14 protein-coding genes are annotated in these 19,356 nt (G+C 62.6%); 10 read left to right on the top strand and 4 right to left on the bottom strand.

Features of this window, described 5'->3' with window-relative positions:
• The first annotated feature begins 34 nt into the window (after window positions 1–34).
• The 8 genes from betB to yccS all read left to right on the top strand — a co-directional run bounded on the left by betB (window position 35) and on the right by yccS (window position 13,543).
• Window positions 35–1,507 (top strand): betaine-aldehyde dehydrogenase, encoded by a 1,473-nt coding sequence (betB, locus tag J3P96_RS02255; RefSeq protein ID WP_434627506.1) that lies wholly within the window; start codon window positions 35–37, stop codon window positions 1,505–1,507.
• A gap of 216 nt (window positions 1,508–1,723) precedes the next feature.
• Window positions 1,724–3,427 carry a choline dehydrogenase gene (gene betA, locus J3P96_RS02250; protein ID WP_434655067.1) on the top strand — a complete coding sequence of 568 codons (1,704 nt, stop codon included), beginning with the start codon at window positions 1,724–1,726 and terminating at the stop codon, window positions 3,425–3,427.
• Between the two features lie 292 nt (window positions 3,428–3,719).
• A complete protein-coding gene (locus J3P96_RS02245; RefSeq protein ID WP_434655065.1) occupies window positions 3,720–5,162 on the top strand; it encodes a TldD/PmbA family protein in 1,443 nt (480 codons plus the stop codon).
• Entirely contained in the window at window positions 5,162–6,499 is a 1,338-nt protein-coding gene (locus J3P96_RS02240; protein ID WP_434655062.1) for a TldD/PmbA family protein, read from the top strand. Before J3P96_RS02245 ends, J3P96_RS02240 begins: the two co-directional genes overlap by 1 nt.
• Before the next feature lie 192 nt (window positions 6,500–6,691).
• Entirely contained in the window at window positions 6,692–8,119 is a 1,428-nt protein-coding gene (gene mdtD / locus J3P96_RS02235; protein ID WP_434655060.1) for a multidrug transporter subunit MdtD, read from the top strand.
• A gap of 304 nt (window positions 8,120–8,423) precedes the next feature.
• The gene (gene dbpA, locus J3P96_RS02230) at window positions 8,424–9,761 is read left to right on the top strand and encodes an ATP-dependent RNA helicase DbpA (protein ID WP_434658066.1); all 1,338 of its coding nucleotides are present in this window, start codon (window positions 8,424–8,426) and stop codon (window positions 9,759–9,761) included.
• Window positions 9,762–9,943: 182 nt separating this feature from the next.
• A complete protein-coding gene (locus tag J3P96_RS02225) occupies window positions 9,944–11,122 on the top strand; it encodes an NAD(P)/FAD-dependent oxidoreductase (protein ID WP_434655058.1) in 1,179 nt (392 codons plus the stop codon).
• Window positions 11,123–11,359: 237 nt separating this feature from the next.
• The gene (gene yccS / locus J3P96_RS02220; RefSeq protein ID WP_434627488.1) at window positions 11,360–13,543 is read left to right on the top strand and encodes a YccS family putative transporter; all 2,184 of its coding nucleotides are present in this window, start codon (window positions 11,360–11,362) and stop codon (window positions 13,541–13,543) included.
• Between the two features lie 106 nt (window positions 13,544–13,649).
• On the opposite strand, the gene J3P96_RS02215 is transcribed toward yccS, so the two are convergent.
• Window positions 13,650–14,387, bottom strand: coding sequence for a substrate-binding periplasmic protein (locus J3P96_RS02215; protein ID WP_434571263.1), 738 nt, complete (start codon window positions 14,385–14,387; stop codon window positions 13,650–13,652).
• Between the two features lie 260 nt (window positions 14,388–14,647).
• On the opposite strand from J3P96_RS02215, the gene J3P96_RS02210 reads away from it, so the two are divergent.
• Window positions 14,648–15,100, top strand: a complete 453-nt coding sequence (locus tag J3P96_RS02210) for a GNAT family N-acetyltransferase (protein WP_434655055.1) — start codon at window positions 14,648–14,650, stop codon at window positions 15,098–15,100.
• A 123-nt stretch (window positions 15,101–15,223) separates the two neighbouring features.
• Here the strand turns inward: J3P96_RS02210 and J3P96_RS02205 are convergent, their stop codons facing one another.
• Genes J3P96_RS02205 through J3P96_RS02195 form a run of 3 tightly spaced genes read right to left on the bottom strand, consistent with a single transcriptional unit; the run spans window position 15,224 to window position 18,194 of the window.
• The gene (locus tag J3P96_RS02205) at window positions 15,224–15,520 is read right to left on the bottom strand and encodes a winged helix-turn-helix domain-containing protein (protein ID WP_434655052.1); all 297 of its coding nucleotides are present in this window, start codon (window positions 15,518–15,520) and stop codon (window positions 15,224–15,226) included.
• Between the two features lie 4 nt (window positions 15,521–15,524).
• The gene (locus J3P96_RS02200; protein WP_434655049.1) at window positions 15,525–16,028 is read right to left on the bottom strand and encodes a M48 metallopeptidase family protein; all 504 of its coding nucleotides are present in this window, start codon (window positions 16,026–16,028) and stop codon (window positions 15,525–15,527) included.
• A 42-nt stretch (window positions 16,029–16,070) separates the two neighbouring features.
• Complete coding sequence (locus J3P96_RS02195) at window positions 16,071–18,194, bottom strand: putative bifunctional diguanylate cyclase/phosphodiesterase (RefSeq protein ID WP_434571255.1); 2,124 nt, start codon at window positions 18,192–18,194, stop codon at window positions 16,071–16,073.
• 324 nt (window positions 18,195–18,518) lie between these two features.
• Here J3P96_RS02195 and J3P96_RS02190 point away from each other — a divergent pair, with 324 nt between their 5' ends.
• Complete coding sequence (locus J3P96_RS02190) at window positions 18,519–19,187, top strand: polysaccharide lyase family 7 protein (protein ID WP_305498252.1); 669 nt, start codon at window positions 18,519–18,521, stop codon at window positions 19,185–19,187.
• Window positions 19,188–19,356 lie beyond the last annotated feature (169 nt).

Here is a 19,356-nt window from a genome sequence, read left to right as displayed (position 1 = left end):
GCCAGCCAACCACTCATGCACTTGCGAGGACTTTATGGCCCGTTTCGAACTGCAAAAACTCTACATCGATGGCGCGTACAGCGATGCCAGCGGCGACGCCACTTTCGAAGCCATCAACCCGGCCAACGGTGAAGTTCTCGCCCTGGTGCAGCGCGCGACGTTCGAGGACGTCGAGCGCGCCGTGGTCAGCGCCGAAAAGGGCCAGAAAATCTGGGCCGCGATGACCGCCATGCAGCGCTCGCGCATCCTGCGCCGCGCCGTCGACATCCTGCGCGAACGCAACGATGAACTGGCCGCCCTGGAAACCCTGGACACCGGCAAATCCTTCTCCGAAACCAAATACGTCGACATCGTCACTGGTGCCGACGTGCTGGAATATTACGCCGGCCTGGTGCCTGCCATCGAAGGCGAGCAGGTTCCGCTGCGCAGCACTTCGTTCATCTATACCCGTCGCGAGCCCCTGGGCGTGGTGGCCGGTATCGGCGCGTGGAACTACCCGATCCAGATTGCCTTGTGGAAGTCCGCCCCGGCCCTGGCAGCCGGCAACGCGATGATCTTCAAGCCCAGCGAAGTGACCTCGCTGACCACCCTGAAACTGGCCGAGATATACACCGAGGCCGGTGTTCCAGCGGGTGTGTTCAACGTGCTGACCGGCAGCGGCCGTGAAGTCGGCACCTGGCTGACCGAGCACCCGCGCATCGAGAAAATCTCCTTCACCGGCGGCACCGACACCGGCAAGAAAGTCATGGCCAGCGCTTCGAGTTCTTCGCTCAAGGACGTGACCATGGAGCTGGGCGGCAAGTCGCCGCTGATCATCTTCGACGACGCCGACCTGGATCGCGCCGCCGACACCGCGATGATGGCCAACTTCTACAGCTCCGGCCAGGTCTGCACCAACGGCACCCGCGTGTTCGTGCCGAGCCATCTGAAGGCAGCGTTCGAAGCCAAGATCGCCGAACGCGTGGCGCGCATCCGCATCGGCAATCCGGAAGACGAAAACACCAATTTCGGTCCGCTGGTGAGCTTCGCCCACATGGAAAGCGTGCTGGGCTACATCGAGAAGGGCAAGGCCGAAGGCGCGCGCCTGTTGTGTGGCGGCGGTCGCCTGACCGAGGGCGATCTGGCCAAGGGCGCATTCGTCGCACCGACCGTGTTCACCGATTGCACCGATGACATGACCATCGTGCGTGAGGAAATCTTCGGCCCGGTGATGAGCATCCTCACCTACGACACCGAAGAAGAAGTGATCCGCCGCGCCAACGATACTGACTTCGGCCTGGCCGCCGGCGTCGTGACCCGCGACCTGAACCGCGCCCACCGCGTGATCCATCAGCTCGAAGCAGGCATCTGCTGGATCAACGCCTGGGGCGAGTCCGCGGCGGAAATGCCGGTCGGTGGCTACAAGCAATCGGGCGTGGGTCGGGAGAATGGCATCAGTTCGCTGACCAACTACACGCGCATCAAATCGGTACAGGTCGAAATGGGCGATTACACGTCGGTGTTCTGATCTGACACGAACCTGAGGTGGGGCTTTTGTGGCGAGGGAGCTCGCTCCCGCTGGGCCGCGAAGCGGCCCCACTTCAGCCCCCAAGGTCATCCAGACAGAACACGGTCGCCCTGTTTGCGACTGCTTCGCAGCCGAGCGGGAGCAAGCTCCCTCGCCACGCAAGATAGGCATCTCGGCAACCGCGACCTGAACCCAATTCAAAAGAGGGTGCATTTCATGTCCCAAGAATTCGATTACATCATCATCGGTGCCGGCTCGGCCGGTAACACCCTGGCCACCCGCCTGACCGAAGACGAAGGCGTCACCGTCCTGCTGCTCGAAGCCGGCGGCCCGGACTATCGCCTGGATTTCCGCACGCAAATGCCCGCCGCCCTGGCGTTCCCGCTGCAAGGCCGACGCTACAACTGGGCCTACGAGACCGACCCGGAGCCGCACATGAACGGCCGCCGCATGGAGTGCGGTCGCGGTAAGGGCCTGGGCGGTTCTTCGCTGATCAACGGCATGTGCTACATCCGCGGCAACGCCCTGGACTATGACAACTGGGCCAAGCTGCCAGGCCTGGAAGACTGGACCTACCTGGACTGCCTGCCGTATTTCCGCAAAGCCGAAACCCGCGACATCGGCCCGAACGACTACCACGGCGGCGACGGTCCGGTCAGCGTGACCACGCCCAAGCCCGGCAACAACCCGCTGTTCCACGCCATGGTCGAAGCCGGCGTGCAGGCCGGTTACCCGCGTACCGAAGACCTCAACGGCTACCAGCAGGAAGGCTTCGGCCCGATGGACCGTACCGTGACGCCCAATGGCCGTCGCGCCAGTACCGCGCGCGGCTATCTGGACATCGCCAAGAAGCGCTCCACCCTGACCATCGTCACCCATGCCCTGACCGACAAGATCCTGTTCGAAGGCAAGCGTGCGGTCGGCGTGCGTTACCTGGTGGGCGCCGCCGAAGAGCGCGTCGAGGCCCGGGCCCGCAAGGAAGTGCTGCTGTGCTCCGGCGCCATCGCTTCGCCGCAGATCCTGCAACGCTCCGGCGTCGGTCCGGCAAAACTGCTCGAAAGCCTCGACATCCCGGTGGTCCACGACCTGCCGGGCGTTGGTGAAAACCTCCAGGACCACTTGGAGCTGTACCTGCAATACGCTTGCACCCAGCCGGTTTCGCTGTACCCGTCGCTGCTCTGGTACAACCAGCCGGCCATCGGTGCCGAGTGGCTGTTCAACGGCACCGGCATCGGCGCCAGCAACCAGTTCGAAGCCGGCGGTTTCATCCGCACCCGCCCGGACTTCGAGTGGCCGAACATCCAGTACCACTTCTTGCCGGTGGCGATCAATTACAACGGCAGTAATGGCGTGAAGGAGCACGGCTTCCAGGCGCACATGGGCTCCATGCGTTCGCCGAGCCGTGGCCGGATCCAGGCCAAGTCCAAGGACCCGCGCCAGCACCCGAGCATCCTCTTCAATTACATGGCCACCGAACAGGACTGGCAGGAATTTCGCGATGGCATCCGCCTGACGCGCGAGATCATGCAACAGCCGGCGCTCGACCCGTTCCGCGGCCGCGAGATCAGCCCGGGCATCAAGGTGCAGACCGACGAGCAACTGGACCAGTTCATCCGCGAGCACGCCGAAACCGCGTTCCACCCGTCCTGCTCGTGCAAGATGGGCACCGACGACATGGCGGTGGTCGATGGCGAAGGCCGTGTACATGGCATGCAAGGCCTGCGGGTAGTCGATGCCTCGATCATGCCGATCATCACCACCGGCAACCTGAACGCGCCGACCATCATGATGGCCGAGAAAATCGCCGACAGGATCCGCGGTCGCAAGCCATTGCCGAGCAGCACCGCGCCGTACTACGTGGCCGGCGATGCGCCGGTGCGCGGCAAGCCTCTGCGTGAAGTGGCGACTGCCGCGCAGTAAGGTTCAAGACCCAGGCGCGGCCTTCGTCGGATCGCCGCCCGGAGCAGGCTCGCTCCCACAAAGGTTTGGCGGTGGACACAGGCTTTGTGACCACTGAAAACCTACTGTGGGAGCGAGCCTGCTCCGGGCGGCGATCCGACGAAGGGGCCAGCCCATTCAGAATATTTCTCTGACTGCCACACCGCAAAATCCCCATCTGCCTTGATCCCTCCCCCACCCCAGGCCTACTCTAGAGCCGCCCGCGTCAACGCGCCGCACCTCGCTGCATCGTCACTCCAGACAAGGAGGTTTCATGTTCGATTTCCATCCCCAGCTCAAGCAGCGGTTTGCTGCATTGCGCACGGGCGCTGAATTCTTTTCCCTGCGTTACGTCCGAGAGTCCGGTCAGCACCTGTCGGTGCGCAAGAATGTCGCCGAGCCGCCCAGCCTGAGCCGCGACGAAGGTGCGATGCTCACCGTGCGGGTCAATGGCGTCGAAGCCTATGCGGCCACCAACGATTTGTCCCAGGCCGGCCTGCAAGCAGCGCTCGAACGCGCCGAGCAACAGGCCCACCGGCTCAAGCCCCACGCTTTGCTCGACTTGCGCGAGCAGTCGGTCTCCAGCGACCGCGCCGATTATTTCTCACCGCACTTCGACCAGGCGTTCCCTCCACTGAGCGATTGCTACCAACTGCTTGGCGACGAATCGGCAGCGGTGCCGACAGACGAGCGCCTGGTGAACTGGCAGGCCAGCATCGGCCTGACCCAGGTCGAGCAGATCTACCTCAACAGCGCCGGCGCCGAACTGCGCCAGGCCCAGCGCTTCATCTACCCGGCCCTGGACGTCACCGCCTTCGACGGGCACGACAGCCAGACGCGCACCCTGGGCCGCGAGAACTTTGGTCAGCAGGGCGGCTTCGATGTGATCAACCGCTGCGGCCTGATCGGTGCCGGGCCGAAGATTGCCGACCAGGCCCTGCAATTGCTGATGGCGCCAAACACCCCGCAAGGCCCACGCGACCTGTTGCTGATGCCCGACCAGATGATGCTGCAGATCCACGAATCCATCGGTCACCCGCTGGAACTGGACCGTATCCTCGGCGACGAGCGCAATTACGCCGGCACCAGTTTCGTCAAGACCAGCGATTTCGGACACCTGCAATACGGCTCCAACCTGCTGAACGTGACGTTCGACCCGGACATCCCGGAAGAACTGGCCAGCTACAGCCATGACGATGACGGCAGTGCTGCCAGCAAACAGTTCCTGATCCGCGAAGGCTTGCTGTTGCGCCCCCTGGGCGGTGCGCTGTCGCAGTTCCGCGCCGGCCTCGACGGGGTCGCCAACAGCCGCGCCTGCAGTTGGAATCGTCCGCCCATCGACCGCATGGCAAACCTGAACATCGAGCCCGGCGACCAATCCCTGGAGCAACTGATCCAAGGCATCGAGCACGGCGTGCTGATGCGCACCAACCGCTCCTGGTCCATCGATGACGCCCGTAACAAGTTCCAGTTTGGCTGCGAATGGGGCCAGTTGATCGAAGACGGCGAGCTCAAGGGCGTGGTGAAAAATCCCAACTACCGGGGCATTTCCGCGCAGTTCTGGAAAAGCTTGAGGGCCGTGGGCGACGCCAGCACTTCCCAGGTCCTCGGCACGCCGAACTGTGGCAAGGGTGAGCCGAACCAGGTCATCCGCGTCGGCCATGCTTCGCCGGCCTGCGTGTTCAGCAACGTTGACGTATTTGGGGGAGACGCCTGATGAGCACCGTCACAAATGAGGCCGGGGCGTTCAAGGCGTTGGTCGATTGGCTGCGCAACGCCTTGCGTGAGCCCGAACAGTTCACCCTCGGCTATGCCGCCGAGTCTTCGGCTTTCGTGCGCTTCAACCACGGCAAGGTTCGCCAGGCCGGGCAGGTCCAACAGGCCAATATCAACCTCAAACTGATCAACGACGGCCGCCATGCCGACTTGCAGATCACCTTGTCCGGCGACACCCAGACCGATCTGCAACGCCTGAGCGAAGGGTTGCAACAGTTGCGCGAGACGTTGCCGTTGCTGCCCGCCGATCCCTACCTGCTGCTCAACCACAACCACTGGCAGAGCAACAGTGTGCAGGATCACCCATTGCCCGAGACGGAGCAGGCGGTCGGCGAAATCACCCGCGCCGCAGAAGGCCTGGACCTGGTGGGGTTCTATGCGGCCGGGCCGATCAGCCGGGGCTTCGCCAGTTCCTCGGGTGCCTTCGGCTGGCATCAGGCCAACAGTTTCAATTTCGACTTCAGCTTGTTCCATGAGAACGGCCAGGCCGTGAAGGCCAGCTATGCAGGCCACGCCTGGAGCAGCGAAGGGTTCGCCGAACGTTTCGGACAGGCACGCGAACAGCTGCAATTCCTCGGCCGACCACTGCGCACGCTGCCGCCCGGTGAATACCGCGCCTACCTGGCGCCCGCCGCGCTGGAAGAAATCATGGGCATGCTCAGTTGGGGCGGGTTCTCGGCCCGTGCAATCGCCAGCAAGCAAAGCCCGCTGCAGAAGTTCTACGCCGGCGAAGCCCACTTCAGCCCCAACGTCTGGTTGACGGAGCAGGTCAGCGGCTCCCTGAGCCCGGCATTTTCCGACGAAGGTTATCCTCGCGATGACCTCGGGCTCATCGCCAAGGGCACGGCCAACGCACGGCTGGTCAATTCCCGCAGCGCCGCCGAATACGGTCTTACCGCCAACGGCGCCAGCAGCTATGAATACCCTACCGCGCTGGAGATGAAAGAGGGTCATCTGGCGCTAAGGCACGTTCTCGAAGAACTCGGCACCGGCTTGTACATCAGCAACCTCTGGTACCTGAACTACTCGGACCAACCGGCGGCGCGCCTGACCGGCATGACCCGTTTCGCCACGTTCTGGGTCGAGGATGGCCAGATCCAGGCGCCGGTGAGCACCATGCGTTTCGACGACAGCGTCTACAGCCTGCTCGGCTCGCAACTCGAAGGCCTGACCCGGGAGCGGGAACTTCTGCTTTCGGCCAGTACCTACAGCCAGCGGGCCACGGCTTCGATGCTGCTGCCGGGGGCGTTGGTGAAGAGGCTCACGCTGACGCTATAACTCGCAGTTCCCGTGGCGAGGGAGCTTGCTCCCGCTCGGCTGCGAAGCAGTCGCAACCCAGGCGGCGCGATATTTCAGGCACACCGTGTTCACCGGCTTGGGGATGCTCCGCACCCCAGCGGGAGCAAGCTCCCTCGCCACAAAAGCGTTTTCGCCACAGGAAATTGTTCACTTTTTCACACAAGAGGTCCCATGCCCAACCGCGCCCCGCTCGACGCCGTCACCGCCCGCTGGCTTCCGTGGGTCGTGGCAATCGCTTTTTTCATGCAGTCCCTGGACGGGACCATCCTCAACACCGCCCTGCCTGCCATGGCCGGCGACCTGGCGGAGAACCCGCTGCGCATGCAAGGCGTGATCATCGCCTACATGCTCACGGTGGCCCTGCTGATCCCGGCCTCGGGCTGGATCGCCGACCGCTTTGGCACCAAGAAGATTTTCTTCGGCGCGATCCTGCTGTTCAGCTTCGGCTCGTTGCTGTGCGCCTTGTCCAATTCGTTGAGCATGCTGATCGGCGCCCGGGTCGTCCAAGGCCTGGGTGGCGCGCTGATGCTGCCGGTGGGCAGGCTGGTAGTTCTACGGGCGTACCCGCGTTCGGAGCTGGTGCGGATCATGGGTTTCATCACCATCCCCGGCCTGCTCGGCCCGCTGATCGGCCCGACCATGGGTGGCTGGATGGTCGAGTACCTGACGTGGCACTGGATTTTCATCATCAACCTGCCGGTGGGGGTAATCGGCTGCTATGCCGTTTGGAAATTCATTCCGGACCTGCGCGGCAGCGAGCGCACGCGGTTCGATGGGCTGGGGTTCCTGCTGTTTGGCGCCGCTATGGTATTGATCACCATCGCCATGGAAGGCCTGGGTGAACTGCATCTTCCGCACCTGCGCGTGATGTTGCTGCTGTTCGGCGGCATGGCCTGCCTCGCGGCCTATTGGCTACGGGCCGGGCACGTCGAGAATGCGCTGTTCCCGCCGTCGCTGTTCAAGACCCGGACCTTTGCCGTGGGCATCCTCGGCAACCTGTTCGCGCGCCTGGGCAGCGGCGCGTTGCCGTTCCTGGTGCCGTTGCTGCTGCAAGTGGCGCTGGGCTATTCGCCGTCCCAGGCGGGCATGAGCATGCTGCCCCTGGCGGCGGCGGCGATGGTCGCCAAATCGGTCGCCCGGCCTTTGATCGAACGCTTCGGCTATCGCATCGTCCTTACCGCCAATACCCTGGCCCTGGGCGTGATGCTGGCGAGCATGGGCCTGGTCACCGAACAGACGCCGTACTGGCTGCTGCTGGCGCATCTGGCGGTGCTGGGGGCGATCAATTCGCTGCAATTCACCGCGATGAACACCGTGACCCTGATCGACCTGGACGACGCCAGCGCCAGCAGCGGCAACAGCTTGCTGTCGGTGGTGGCGCAACTGTCCCTGAGCCTCGGCGTGGCCTGCGCCGGCGCGCTCCTCGGCGGCTTTACCGCCCAGGTCGGCAATGATGGCGTGGACACGGTGCTGGGCGCGTTCCAGTTGACCTTCGTGACGGTGGGCATCATGGCGATGCTGGCGGCGACGATTTTCTCCCAGCTGTCCAAGCAGGACGGACGGCGGGTGAAGCGGCCGGATGAGCATATCGAGCACTAATGTGGCGATAGGGCTGTTGTGGCGAGGGAGCTTGCTCCCGCTCGGCTGCGCAGCAGACGCAATCCAGACGACGCGATACTTCAGGCGCACCGTGTTGGCCGGTTTTGGGGGCGCTTCGCACCCCAGCGGGAGCAAGCTCCCTCGCCACAGGGGAATCTTCCCGCTTCGGAGCTGCGCCACAGCTCGTCCAGAACTTTCGAAGAAAGTGGCACGAGGCTGCTACACTGCGCGACATTTTGTTTTGCAGGCCAGTCCCGTGACCACCATTGCCACCGCTTTTAATACTTTGCCGCTGTCCGCCGCCATGCTGGCTAACCTCGAATCACTCGGTTATGCCCAGATGACGCCGATCCAGGCGCAAAGCTTGCCGGTGATCCTCAAGGGCATGGACCTGATCGCCCAGGCCAAGACCGGCAGCGGCAAGACCGCGGCCTTCGGCATCGGCCTGCTGAACCCGATCAACCCGCGCTTCTTTGGCTGTCAGGCCCTGGTGATGTGCCCGACCCGTGAGCTGGCCGACCAGGTCGCCAAGGAAATCCGCCGCCTGGCCCGCGCCGAAGACAACATCAAGGTCCTGACCCTTTGCGGCGGCGTGTCCTTCGGCCCGCAGATCGCCTCCCTCGAACACGGCGCCCACATCATCGTCGGCACGCCGGGGCGCATCCAGCAGCACCTGCGCAAGGGTTCGCTGGTGCTCGACGGCCTCAATACGCTGATCCTCGACGAAGCCGACCGCATGCTCGACATGGGCTTCTACGAGGCCATCGAAGACATCATCCAGCAGACCCCGGAACGCCGCCAGACGCTGCTGTTCTCGGCCACCTACCCGGTGGGCATCAAGCAACTGTCGTCGAAGTTCATGCGTAACCCGCAGCAGGTCAAGGCCGAGGCGCTGCACTCCGACTCACAGATCGAGCAGCGCTTCTACGAGATCTCCCCCGAGGAGCGCATGGACGCGGTGGTCAAGGTGCTGGCGCATTTCCGCCCGGCCTCCTGCGTGGCGTTCTGCTTCACCAAGCAGCAGGTCCAGGAAACCGTCGACCACCTGACGTCCAAGGGCATCTCCGCGGTCGGTTTGCACGGTGACCTGGAACAGCGCGACCGCGACCAGGTACTGGCGATGTTCGCCAACCGCAGCACCTCGGTCCTGGTCGCCACCGACGTGGCGGCCCGTGGCCTGGATATCGATGCGCTGGACATGGTGATCAACGTCGAGCTGGCCCGGGACTCGGAGATTCACATCCACCGCGTCGGCCGCACCGGTCGCGCCGGGGAGAAAGGCATCGCCATCAGCCTGGTGGCGCCGTCCGAAGCCCATCGCGCCCAGGCCATCGAGCAACTGCAGAAATCGCCGTTGAGCTGGGACCAGCTGGACAACCTCAAGTCTCAGGGTGGTGGTCCGCTGCTGCCAGCCATGAGCACCCTGTGCATCGGTGCCGGACGCAAGGACAAGGTGCGCCCCGGCGACATCCTCGGCGCCCTGACCGGCGAGGCCGGCATCCCTGGCGCGCAGGTGGGCAAGATCGCGATTTTCGATTTCCAGGCCTATGTGGCAGTGGAGCGCGGGATCGCCAAACAGGCCTTGCAGCGCCTGAACGATGGCAAGATCAAGGGACGCTCGTTGCGGGTGCGGATCCTCTGATTGCCGTTCATTCACCCTGTGGCGAGGGAGCTTGCTCCCGCTCGGCTGCGCAGCAGTCGTAATCCAGGCGATGCGATCTTCCAGATGCACCGTATCGTCTGTTCAGGGCTGCTCGCAGCCCAGCGGGAGCAAGCTCCCTCGCCACAAAAGCTCCATACTCATCTGAATGTGAGGACACCGTTTTGCGCTCTACCGAAGTCGTGATCATTGGCGCTGGCGCCGCGGGGTTGATGTGCGCGCTGACTGCCGCCCGGCGCGGGCGGCAGGTGATGTTGCTGGACCACGCCAACAAGGCCGGCAAGAAAATCCTCATGTCGGGCGGTGGACGCTGCAACTTCACCAACATGTACACCGAACCGGGCAACTTCCTCTCGCAGAACCCGCACTTCTGCAAGTCGGCCCTGGCCCGCTATACCCAATGGGATTTCATCGCGTTGGTGGCCAAGCACGGCGTGCCCTATCACGAGAAAAAACTCGGCCAGTTGTTCTGCGATAACAAATCCAGCGACATCCTCGGCCTGCTGCTGGACGAGTGTGACCAGGCCGGCGTCGACCTGCACCTGGACACCTCGATCGAGCAGATCGAGAAGACCGCCGACGGCTACCTGCTGCAAACCACCCTCGGGCCCATCGCTTGCCAATCCCTGGTGATCGCCACGGGCGGGCTGTCGATCCCGACCCTGGGCGCGACTGGCTTCGGCTATCAGGTGGCCAGGCAATTCGGCCACCAGCTGCTGCCGACCCGGGCTGGACTGGTGCCGTTCACCATCACCGATCAGTTGAAGAGCCTGTGCACCGAACTGTCGGGCACGTCGGTGGATTGTCTGGTGAGCTGCAACGAGCAGAGTTTTCGCGAGAACATCCTGTTCACCCATCGCGGCTTGAGCGGCCCGGCGATCTTGCAGATCTCGTCTTTCTGGGAGCCGGGCGACACGGTGCAGATCAACCTGCTGCCCGACCACGACGTGCCGCAGTGGCTGCAACAGCAACAGGCCGAACGCCCGAACAGCGAACTCAAGACCCTGCTGGGCGAGTTGTTCACCAAGAAAATGGCCAACCTGCTGGCCGACACCTGGTTCGTCTCCAAGCCGATGAAGCAATATACTCACGCGGAACTTGCGGACATCGCCGAGAAGCTGGCGAGCTGGAACGTCGTCCCCGCCGGCACCGAAGGCTACCGCACCGCCGAAGTGACCCTGGGCGGCGTCGACACCCGGGAAGTTTCTTCCAAGACCATGGAGTCGCTGAAAAGCCCAGGACTGTATTTCATTGGCGAAGTGCTCGACGTCACCGGTCACCTGGGCGGTTTCAACTTCCAATGGGCCTGGGCTTCGGGGTATGCGGCGGCGCAGTACGTCTGACGAAAGTGCTACACCTATGTGGGCGATGCCCCTGTGGGAGCGAGCCTGCTCGCGAATGGCGGTGAATCAGGCAACATCAATGCCGACTGATCCAACGCCTTCGCGAGCAGGCTCGCTCCCACAGGGTCTGGTGGCGGCTTCCGGAACACTTTTTGCTGCCGGATGTGATCGTCGCCATTGCATCGGCGTCATTACTGCCTCAATTTAGCGTCATTGCCCGTCAGGCCCGTGCACTTCATGTCATCGACCTCGTTCAGCCAGTCTCTGCGTCGCCTTTGGGCGTTGGATAAATTCAGCTATAGCGTGCGGGTGTTCATCGCCCTGACCGGCAGCATGGTGCTGTGTTGGTACCTGGATAAGATGGCGCTGCTGATTCCGCTGTTCCTCGGCATCATCGCCAGCGCATTGGCCGAGACCGACGACAGCTGGCAAGGCCGTCTCAACGCGCTGGCCGTTACGCTGGTGTGCTTCAGCATCGCCGCGCTGTCGGTGGAGTTGCTGTTTCCCTATCCCGTCCTGTTCATCGTCGCCCTGGCCCTGGCGGCCTTCGGTCTGACCATGCTCGGTGCCCTGGGCGAGCGCTATGGCGCGATTGCCTCGGCTACCCTGATTCTTTCGGTCTACACCATGATCGGCGTGGACCAGCGCGGCGGTGCGATCACGGACTTCTGGCATGAGCCGGTGTTGCTGGTGGCCGGCGCCGCCTGGTATGGCCTGCTCTCGGTGTTGTGGCACGCGCTGTTTTCCAACCAGCCGGTGCAGCAGAGCCTGGCGCGCCTGTTCCGCGAACTGGGGCGCTACCTGAAACTCAAGTCATCGCTGCTGGAGCCGATCCGTCAGCTGGATATCGAGGCCCGGCGCCTGGAGCTGGCCCAGCAGAATGGCCGGGTGGTGGCCGCGCTCAACAGCGCGAAGGAAATCATCCTGCACCGCGTCGGCAATGGCCGGCCGGGCTCGAAAGTCAGCCGCTACCTGAAGCTGTACTTCCTTGCCCAGGACATCCATGAACGCGCCAGCTCCTCGCACTATCCCTATAACGCCCTGGCCGAGGCGTTCTTCCACAGCGACGTACTGTTCCGCTGCCAGCGCCTGCTGCGCCAGCAAGGCAAGGCTTGCCTGGCACTGGCCGAGTCCATCCAGTTGCGCCAGCCGTTCGTCTACGACGACAGCTTCGCCGAAGCCCTGAACGATTTGCATGCTTCCCTGGAGCACCTGCGCATCCAGAGCAACCCGGCCTGGCGCGGCCTGTTGCGCTCGCTGCGGGCGTTGTCGGTCAACCTCGGCACGATGGACCGCCTGCTCAGCGACGCGAGCAACCCCGACGCCCTCGCCGACGCCACTGACAGCAGCCTGCTGGACCGCTCGCCACGCAACCTCAAGGACGTCTGGGTCCGCCTGCGCACGCAGCTCACGCCGACGTCGCTGCTGTTCCGTCACGCCCTGCGCCTGCCCTTGGCGCTGAGCGTGGGCTACGCGATGGTGCACCTGATCCACCCCTCCCAGGGCTACTGGATCATCCTCACCACACTGTTCGTCTGCCAGCCCAACTACGGCGCCACGCGGCGCAAGCTCGGCCAGCGGATCATCGGCACCGCCATCGGCCTGACGGTCGCCTGGGCGTTGTTCGACCTGTTTCCCAATCCGCTGGTGCAGTCATGCTTCGCCATTGCCGCCGGGGTGGTGTTCTTTACCAACCGCACCACCCGCTACACCTTGGCGACTGCCGCGATCACCGTCATGGTGCTGTTCTGCTTCAATCAGGTCGGCGACGGCTACGGGCTGCTGCTGCCACGGCTGTTCGATACCTTGCTCGGCAGCCTGATCGCCGGGCTGGCGGTGTTCCTGTTCCTGCCGGACTGGCAGGGCCGGCGACTGAACAAGGTGCTGGCCAACACGCTGACCTGCAACAGCATCTACCTGCGCCAGATCATGCAGCAATACGCCGCGGGCAAAAGTGATGACCTGGCCTATCGCCTGGCCCGGCGCAACGCCCATAACGCCGACGCGGCGCTGTCCACGACGCTGGCGAACATGCTGATGGAGCCGGGCCATTTCCGTAAGGAGGCCGACGTAGGGTTCCGCTTCCTGGTGCTGTCCCACACCCTGCTCAGTTACTTGTCGGGGCTCGGGGCCCACCGGGGCACCGAACTGCCGACTGAGGTGCGCGAGCAGCTGATCGACGGCGCCGGAGCAAGGCTGGCGACTAGCATCGATGAAATTGCCCAGGGCCTGGCGAGCAAACAGCCGATCGCGATCCAGAGCGACGACGAAGAAGCCCTCGCCAGCGAGCTTGAGCTGATGCCCGATGAAATCGACGAAGGCCAGCGGCTGGTGCAGACGCAACTGGCGTTGATCTGCCGGCAATTGGGGCCGTTGCGGACGCTGGCGGCGCACCTGATCAAGGACACCAGTGAGGCTTGAGTGCTGTGGTGTTCATGCGGGCCTCATCGCGAGCAAGCTCGCTCCCACATTGAAATGCGTACCCTGTGGGAGCGAGCTTGCTCGCGAAGGGGCCAGCCCAGGCACCCTACATCCCATGCGCCTTCAATAACTTCTGATAACTCCCATCCGCCTTCATCGCCGCAATCTCCCGATCAAACCCGGCGACGATCTGCTCATGCTCGGGATTCTTCAGGCTGACCAGGATATGCAGGCTGTTTTCACTCAACGGCTTGGGTAGAAATTCCACGGCATTGCGCACCTTGGCGGATTCGCGGGCCAGGTAATAACGGGCGACGTATTCGTCTTCCAGCGTCAGCTTCACCCGGTCGGCGGCGAGCATGCGCACGGCCATCGCAAAATTATGCACAGGGATTTTCTGCATCTTCTCGTCCTCATCGAACGCCTTGGAATAGGCGTAGCCACGAACCACGGCGATGGGATAGGCATACAACTGCTGCAGGTTGTCGAAGTCGATGGGCGAGTCCTTGCGCTTGATAAACCGCACGCGGTTGAGCAGGTACTCGGCCGAGAACTGGCCCACATGGGTGCGTTCCTCGGCGTACCAGGCATTGATCAGCACGTCATACCGCCCTTCGCTGATCCCCAGCATCGCCCGGGCCCAGGGCACCTGCTCGAAGTCACTGGCATAACCGGCGCGGGCCAGGGCGGTGGTGACGATATCGGTCGCAAGGCCGCCATTGACCAGCGTCGAGTCGGTAAAGGGTGGCCAGGCATCGGCGACCAGACGCAGTTTCTGCGCACAGGCGTTGTGGCTCAGCAACAGCAACCCGACCAAAGCAAGAGCTCGATGCAATCGCGGCATGCCTGACTTCCTTGACGGGTTCAAAGCCCGGTTTGTTTTTAGCCGAAACCCAAGGGACTCCCCAAGGCATCCGGGTCCTGACGTTAGCTCATCGAAACCGCTGCGCAGCGCTGGATTGAAGATTACATAAAGAAGGCAGTACCGCGACAAATCGATGATGGCATTTTGGTCTTTATCACAGATTTTTCGACCGATTGAAAAGAGACTTCCGACGCAAGGACGCCTAATATCGGCAGCAGGTTCTCTGGGAAATTCAAAAAATGGATATCGACTGGGTCTGCAAACATCACACTGACCTGAGCAAGGAACAGCTATACGCCATCCTGAAACTGCGCGCCGAAGTCTTCGTCGTCGAACAGAACTGTGCCTACCCGGACGTCGACGGACTGGACCTTGAAGGCGACACCTGCCATCTGATGGCTTGGCAGGACAACCACCTGGTCGCTTACCTTCGTTTGCTCGATCCGCATTCGCGAAACAGCGATGTGGTGATCGGCCGCGTGGTCATCGCCACCGAGGCGCGAGGGCAAGGGCTGGGGCATACACTGATGGAACAAGCCTTGAAGCAGGCCGAAAAGCACTGGCCCGGCGTGTCGATCTCATTGTCGGCCCAGGCGCATCTGCAGGGGTATTACGGGCGATACGGGTTTGAAGTGGTGGGCGTGGGATATCTTGAGGATGGGATTCCGCACATCGGGATGCATCGGCCCTGAGGTCCTCTTCGCGAGCAGGCTCGCTCCCACAGAGGCCTGTTGTGGACATAAGATTTGTGTACCACCCAGGTCCCTTGTGGGAGCGAGCCTGCTCGCGAAGGCGTCAGTCCAGTCGCGGACGCTTCAGGGATAACCGAGCACCGCCTTGATCCGCTGCAGATTCTGCTCGATCCACTTGCAATCAATCGCCCCCCAATCGCGAATCCGATACCGCCCGGCATGGTTGCGCGCGCCCTCCTGCTGCTCGAATTCACAGAGGATGTCCAGGTCCGCCAGCGCCACGACGGTATCCTGGGCGGTGCGCCGAGGCATGCCGGTAGCTTCGGTAAGCGCGGGAATGTTGCTGGCCAGGCCGCTGTCGATCAGGTAAGCCACGTACAGTCGACGATAGAAGCTGCTCTTGGTCTTGCTGACGTCCATTCGCTCATCCCTTGTCTTGTTGCAGGTCCCGCCAGGTCAGGTACACCCGCAGGTCGAATTCCAGCTGGTGATAGCCCGGCAGCATGTGCTCGCACAGCTGGTAGAAAGCCTTGTTGTGGTCCGATTCCTTGAAGTGGGCCAACTCGTGCACCACGATCATTTCCAGAAACTGGGGCGCTGCGTCCTTGAACAAAGAAGCAATGCGGATTTCTTTCTTGGCCTTGAGCTTGCCGCCCTGTACCCGTGACACCGCCGTATGCAGCCCAAGCGCGCGATGGGTCAGGTCGAGGCGGTTGTCGAACAGCCCTTTGTCGATGGCCGGCGCGTTACGCAGGTAGCGCTGCTTGAGATCCAGCGCATAGCCGTACAACGCCTTGTCGCTCTGGATCGGATGGCGGCCGGGATAACGTTGTTGCAGGTAATCGCCCAGTCGATCCTCGGCAATCAGTTGCTGCACCTGGGCTTGCAGCGCGGCGGGGTACGCCTGGAGGTATTTGAGCACGGTCATCGGACGGCAACACAGTCACTGGAGGCCGCCAGTGTAGCGAATTCAGGCCGGCACCGCGCTCCAGTCGAATGGTCGCGCGAAGGCATCTGTGTCCTCGGCCATCAAGGGCCGCGCCACGAGGAAGCCTTGCACATATTCACAGCCATGGGCCTTGAGCCAGTGATACTGCTGCGGCGTCTCGACCCCCTCGGCGATCACTCGCAAGCCCAATTGCTTGCACAGGTCGATCACCGAGGCGGCCAGCGCAGCGTCCCTGGGCGAGTCCGGCAAGCGGGCGATCAAGTGCCGATCAAGCTTGAGCGTATCGAGTTCGAGATCGCGCAGATGCGCCAGCGAGCAAGGCCCCGAACCGAAGTCGTCCAGCGCCACTCGCACCCCCAGGTGGCGCAGCAGGCGCAATTGCTTATGGGTTTCGTCGGGGTTGCGCATCAGCGCGTCTTCGGTGATCTCGACCTCCAGCTGCCGCGGCTTCAACGCATGGCGATCCAGGACCTGGCGCAACTCGGTCACCAGGTTGGGCATGCCGAACTGGGTACTGCTCAGGCTCACGCCCAACACCAGGTCGTCGGGAAACATCCGCTCCCAGACTTTGCGCTGGGACGCACTGCGATGGTAAATCCAGCTGCCCAGCCGACTGATCAACCGAGCCTCCTCCAGCAACGGCAGGAACAAGCCCGGCGGTACGTCCCCGACGCTGGGATGCTGCCAGCGCAGCAGCGCCTCGAACCCTCGGGTCCGTCCGTCGAGGATGCTGACCTGTGGTTGATAGACCATATTGAAGTCGCGGTTTTCGATGGCCGAACGTACGCTTTCCTCAAGCATCAGCCGTGAACGGGCTCGGCCGTTCATTTCGTGATCGTAGAAACGATACTGCTGGCGGCCGGCGCGCTTGGCCTCGTACATGGCGATGTCGGACGCGCGAAGCAACCCGTCGAGGTTGGAGCCGCAGTCCGGGTACGTGGCGATGCCGATACTGGCGCCCAGCGCCACGTCCATGCCTTCGATCTGCTGGCAGACCGAGACGCGCTCGATGAGTTTCTCGGCAATCTTCGCCGCCTGCTCGGGCACCTCAAGATCCAGCAGCGCCGTGAACTCATCGCCGCCGAGCCGCGCGAGGATATCGAACGGGCGCAGGCAGGCCTTCAACTGTTCCGACACCCAGCGCAACACCCGGTCGCCAGCATCGTGGCCCAGCGAGTCATTGACCCGTTTGAAACCATCGAGGTCCAGGTACAACAGCACCCAGTTGCTTTCCAGCCGTTCGCTGCGCATCAGCAGGTTTTCGGCGGTCTGATAGAACCCCCTGCGGTTGAGCAAACCGGTCAGGGGATCAGTGACGGCCTGGAACTCCAGCTGCTGGTGCAGATGACGAACCACCGACATGTCCTGAAGCGTCACCACCATGGCCTTTTGTTCAGAAGGCAGGGGGGCACAGGACAAGGCCACCGACACTTGCTGGCCGGGCGCGGTGCGCAGCACGGCGTCGTGCAAACGCCAGGTTTCGCCACGTCGATAGGCGGCATGGATATCCGAATCGATCCACTCGGGAATATGGGGTTTCTGCAGGAAATCCAGGAAGGGCATCCCTTGCAATCGGTCCGCAGTGGCGTTGAGCAAGCGGCACGTCGAAGGGTTGGCAAAACGGATGAAACCGCCTTCATCCACCACCAGGATGCCTTCGGCGGCGTTATCCAGCACCGAGGCATTAAAGGCCCTGGCTGCCTCCAGGTCCTGGCTCAAACGCTGCAAGGCCCGGCGATTGCGCTGGTGCTCGAGTAACGCGTGGACCTTGGGCTTGAGAATCTGCGGGTCGAATGGCTTGAACAGGTAATCCACCGCGCCGCTGGCGTAACCCTTGATCACCGCGTCCTGGGACTGCTCGTTGGCGGTCAGGAAGATGATCGGCGTGAGCCGCGTGCGCTGGCTGCCACGCATCAGACGCGCCACTTCGAAGCCGTCCATGTCCGGCATCTGCACATCCAGCAGCACCAGGTCGATGTCATGTTCGAGTAGCAGGTTGAGGGCCTCGACACCCGAGGACGCGGTCATGACCTGCCAATCCTGACGCTGCAACAACGCTCGCATGCTGAGCAGGTTTTCAGGGTAGTCATCAACAATCAAAAGGACGGAGCTGTCTTCGCCAAACGGGGGTTGCGCGCATTCCATGCTGCTTCTCTTATCGGGACGCCATGTCCGTCCTACGTGGGAAAACGGACAACATACAGTGATCTCACTCTAGACCGGGATTTTGAAAAGCAGTAGGTGTCATGACGCCATCATCCAGACAAAGCCCGAAATAGCCGACTAACGGTCACCCTGCTCAGGCACAGAAACTGCAATGACCCCCACGACGAACAATTGACGTCAAACATTCGCCGAGCGGTCAACAACAAAAGCCCCACCCAGCGTTTCGAGACGCTCAAAAGGGCGGTTCAAAGCCTCCCGACACGGCGTACACCCTTTTACATCCCGATACGCAGGACACACGACATGATCGATCTCGCAACCTGGAACCTGAGCATTCCTGAAGGCGCACCACCGGCGACCATCCAGACTTCGCAACTGGTACAAGGCTTCAAGAACCAGTATTTCAACTCGGAAACCGGCACCGTGTTTTTCTGGGTCCCCGTCACGGGCGCCACGACGGCCAACGCCATTTACCCTCGCAGCGAGCTGCGCGAAACCAACAGCGACGGCACGTTGCGCAATTGGTTGTACCCGGCTGCGGATAACAAGCTGGCCGCCACGTTGACCGTCGGCCAGGTGCCCAGCACCGGCAAGCTGGTGATTGGCCAGATCCATACCAAGGACAGCACCAGCCCCATGGTGAAGCTGGAATACCAGTACAAGACCTACAGCTCCACCGGCAACATCGTCGCCAAGGTGCGCATGCGTCCCGACGACGCCACGGGCCAGGTCATCACCATCGCCACCGGCATCAAGCTCAACCAGCCGTTCTCGTACCTGATCCACCTCAACCGTGCAGGCCTCTTGACCATCAACGGCGCCGGCTATCAGTGGAGTGCCACCGTCAGCAACACCTGGAGCACCAAACCGTTGTACTTCAAGGCTGGCGTCTACGTGCAGGACAACGCTGGCTACGCCACCGAAGGTGCAAAAGCCACGTTCAGCCTGCTGGATATCGATCACAACCTCTAAGGTTTCCCCCCGAGCAGCAGCATGGATCGCTGCTTGCCCGCAACCGACTCGCTCCCCTTCGTTCAACGTCGCAATGGCACCGCCAAAAAGCCATCGTTCAATAAAATTTTGACGCTACCGACCAACGGTCAATTATCTGCGGCACAAAATCGCCAATCCCTACTCTGAC

Source organism: Pseudomonas sp. R3-56 (genome assembly GCF_051132075.1).
GTDB lineage: Bacteria > Pseudomonadota > Gammaproteobacteria > Pseudomonadales > Pseudomonadaceae > Aquipseudomonas.
Note: the sequence above shows the minus strand (reverse complement) of the source record. Positions and strands in the feature narration are given on the sequence as shown.

Coding starts and splice junctions, on each gene's coding strand:
- betB (WP_434627506.1), top strand. CDS start 35: ATGGCCCGTTTCGAACTGCAAAAACTCTACATCGATGGCGCGTACAGC.
- betA (WP_434655067.1), top strand. CDS start 1,724: ATGTCCCAAGAATTCGATTACATCATCATCGGTGCCGGCTCGGCCGGT.
- J3P96_RS02245 (WP_434655065.1), top strand. CDS start 3,720: ATGTTCGATTTCCATCCCCAGCTCAAGCAGCGGTTTGCTGCATTGCGC.
- J3P96_RS02240 (WP_434655062.1), top strand. CDS start 5,162: ATGAGCACCGTCACAAATGAGGCCGGGGCGTTCAAGGCGTTGGTCGAT.
- mdtD (WP_434655060.1), top strand. CDS start 6,692: ATGCCCAACCGCGCCCCGCTCGACGCCGTCACCGCCCGCTGGCTTCCG.
- dbpA (WP_434658066.1), top strand. CDS start 8,424: ATGCTGGCTAACCTCGAATCACTCGGTTATGCCCAGATGACGCCGATC.
- yccS (WP_434627488.1), top strand. CDS start 11,360: ATGTCATCGACCTCGTTCAGCCAGTCTCTGCGTCGCCTTTGGGCGTTG.
- J3P96_RS02215 (WP_434571263.1), bottom strand. CDS start 14,387: ATGCCGCGATTGCATCGAGCTCTTGCTTTGGTCGGGTTGCTGTTGCTG.
- J3P96_RS02210 (WP_434655055.1), top strand. CDS start 14,648: ATGGATATCGACTGGGTCTGCAAACATCACACTGACCTGAGCAAGGAA.
- J3P96_RS02205 (WP_434655052.1), bottom strand. CDS start 15,520: ATGGACGTCAGCAAGACCAAGAGCAGCTTCTATCGTCGACTGTACGTG.
- J3P96_RS02200 (WP_434655049.1), bottom strand. CDS start 16,028: ATGACCGTGCTCAAATACCTCCAGGCGTACCCCGCCGCGCTGCAAGCC.
- J3P96_RS02195 (WP_434571255.1), bottom strand. CDS start 18,194: ATGGAATGCGCGCAACCCCCGTTTGGCGAAGACAGCTCCGTCCTTTTG.
- J3P96_RS02190 (WP_305498252.1), top strand. CDS start 18,519: ATGATCGATCTCGCAACCTGGAACCTGAGCATTCCTGAAGGCGCACCA.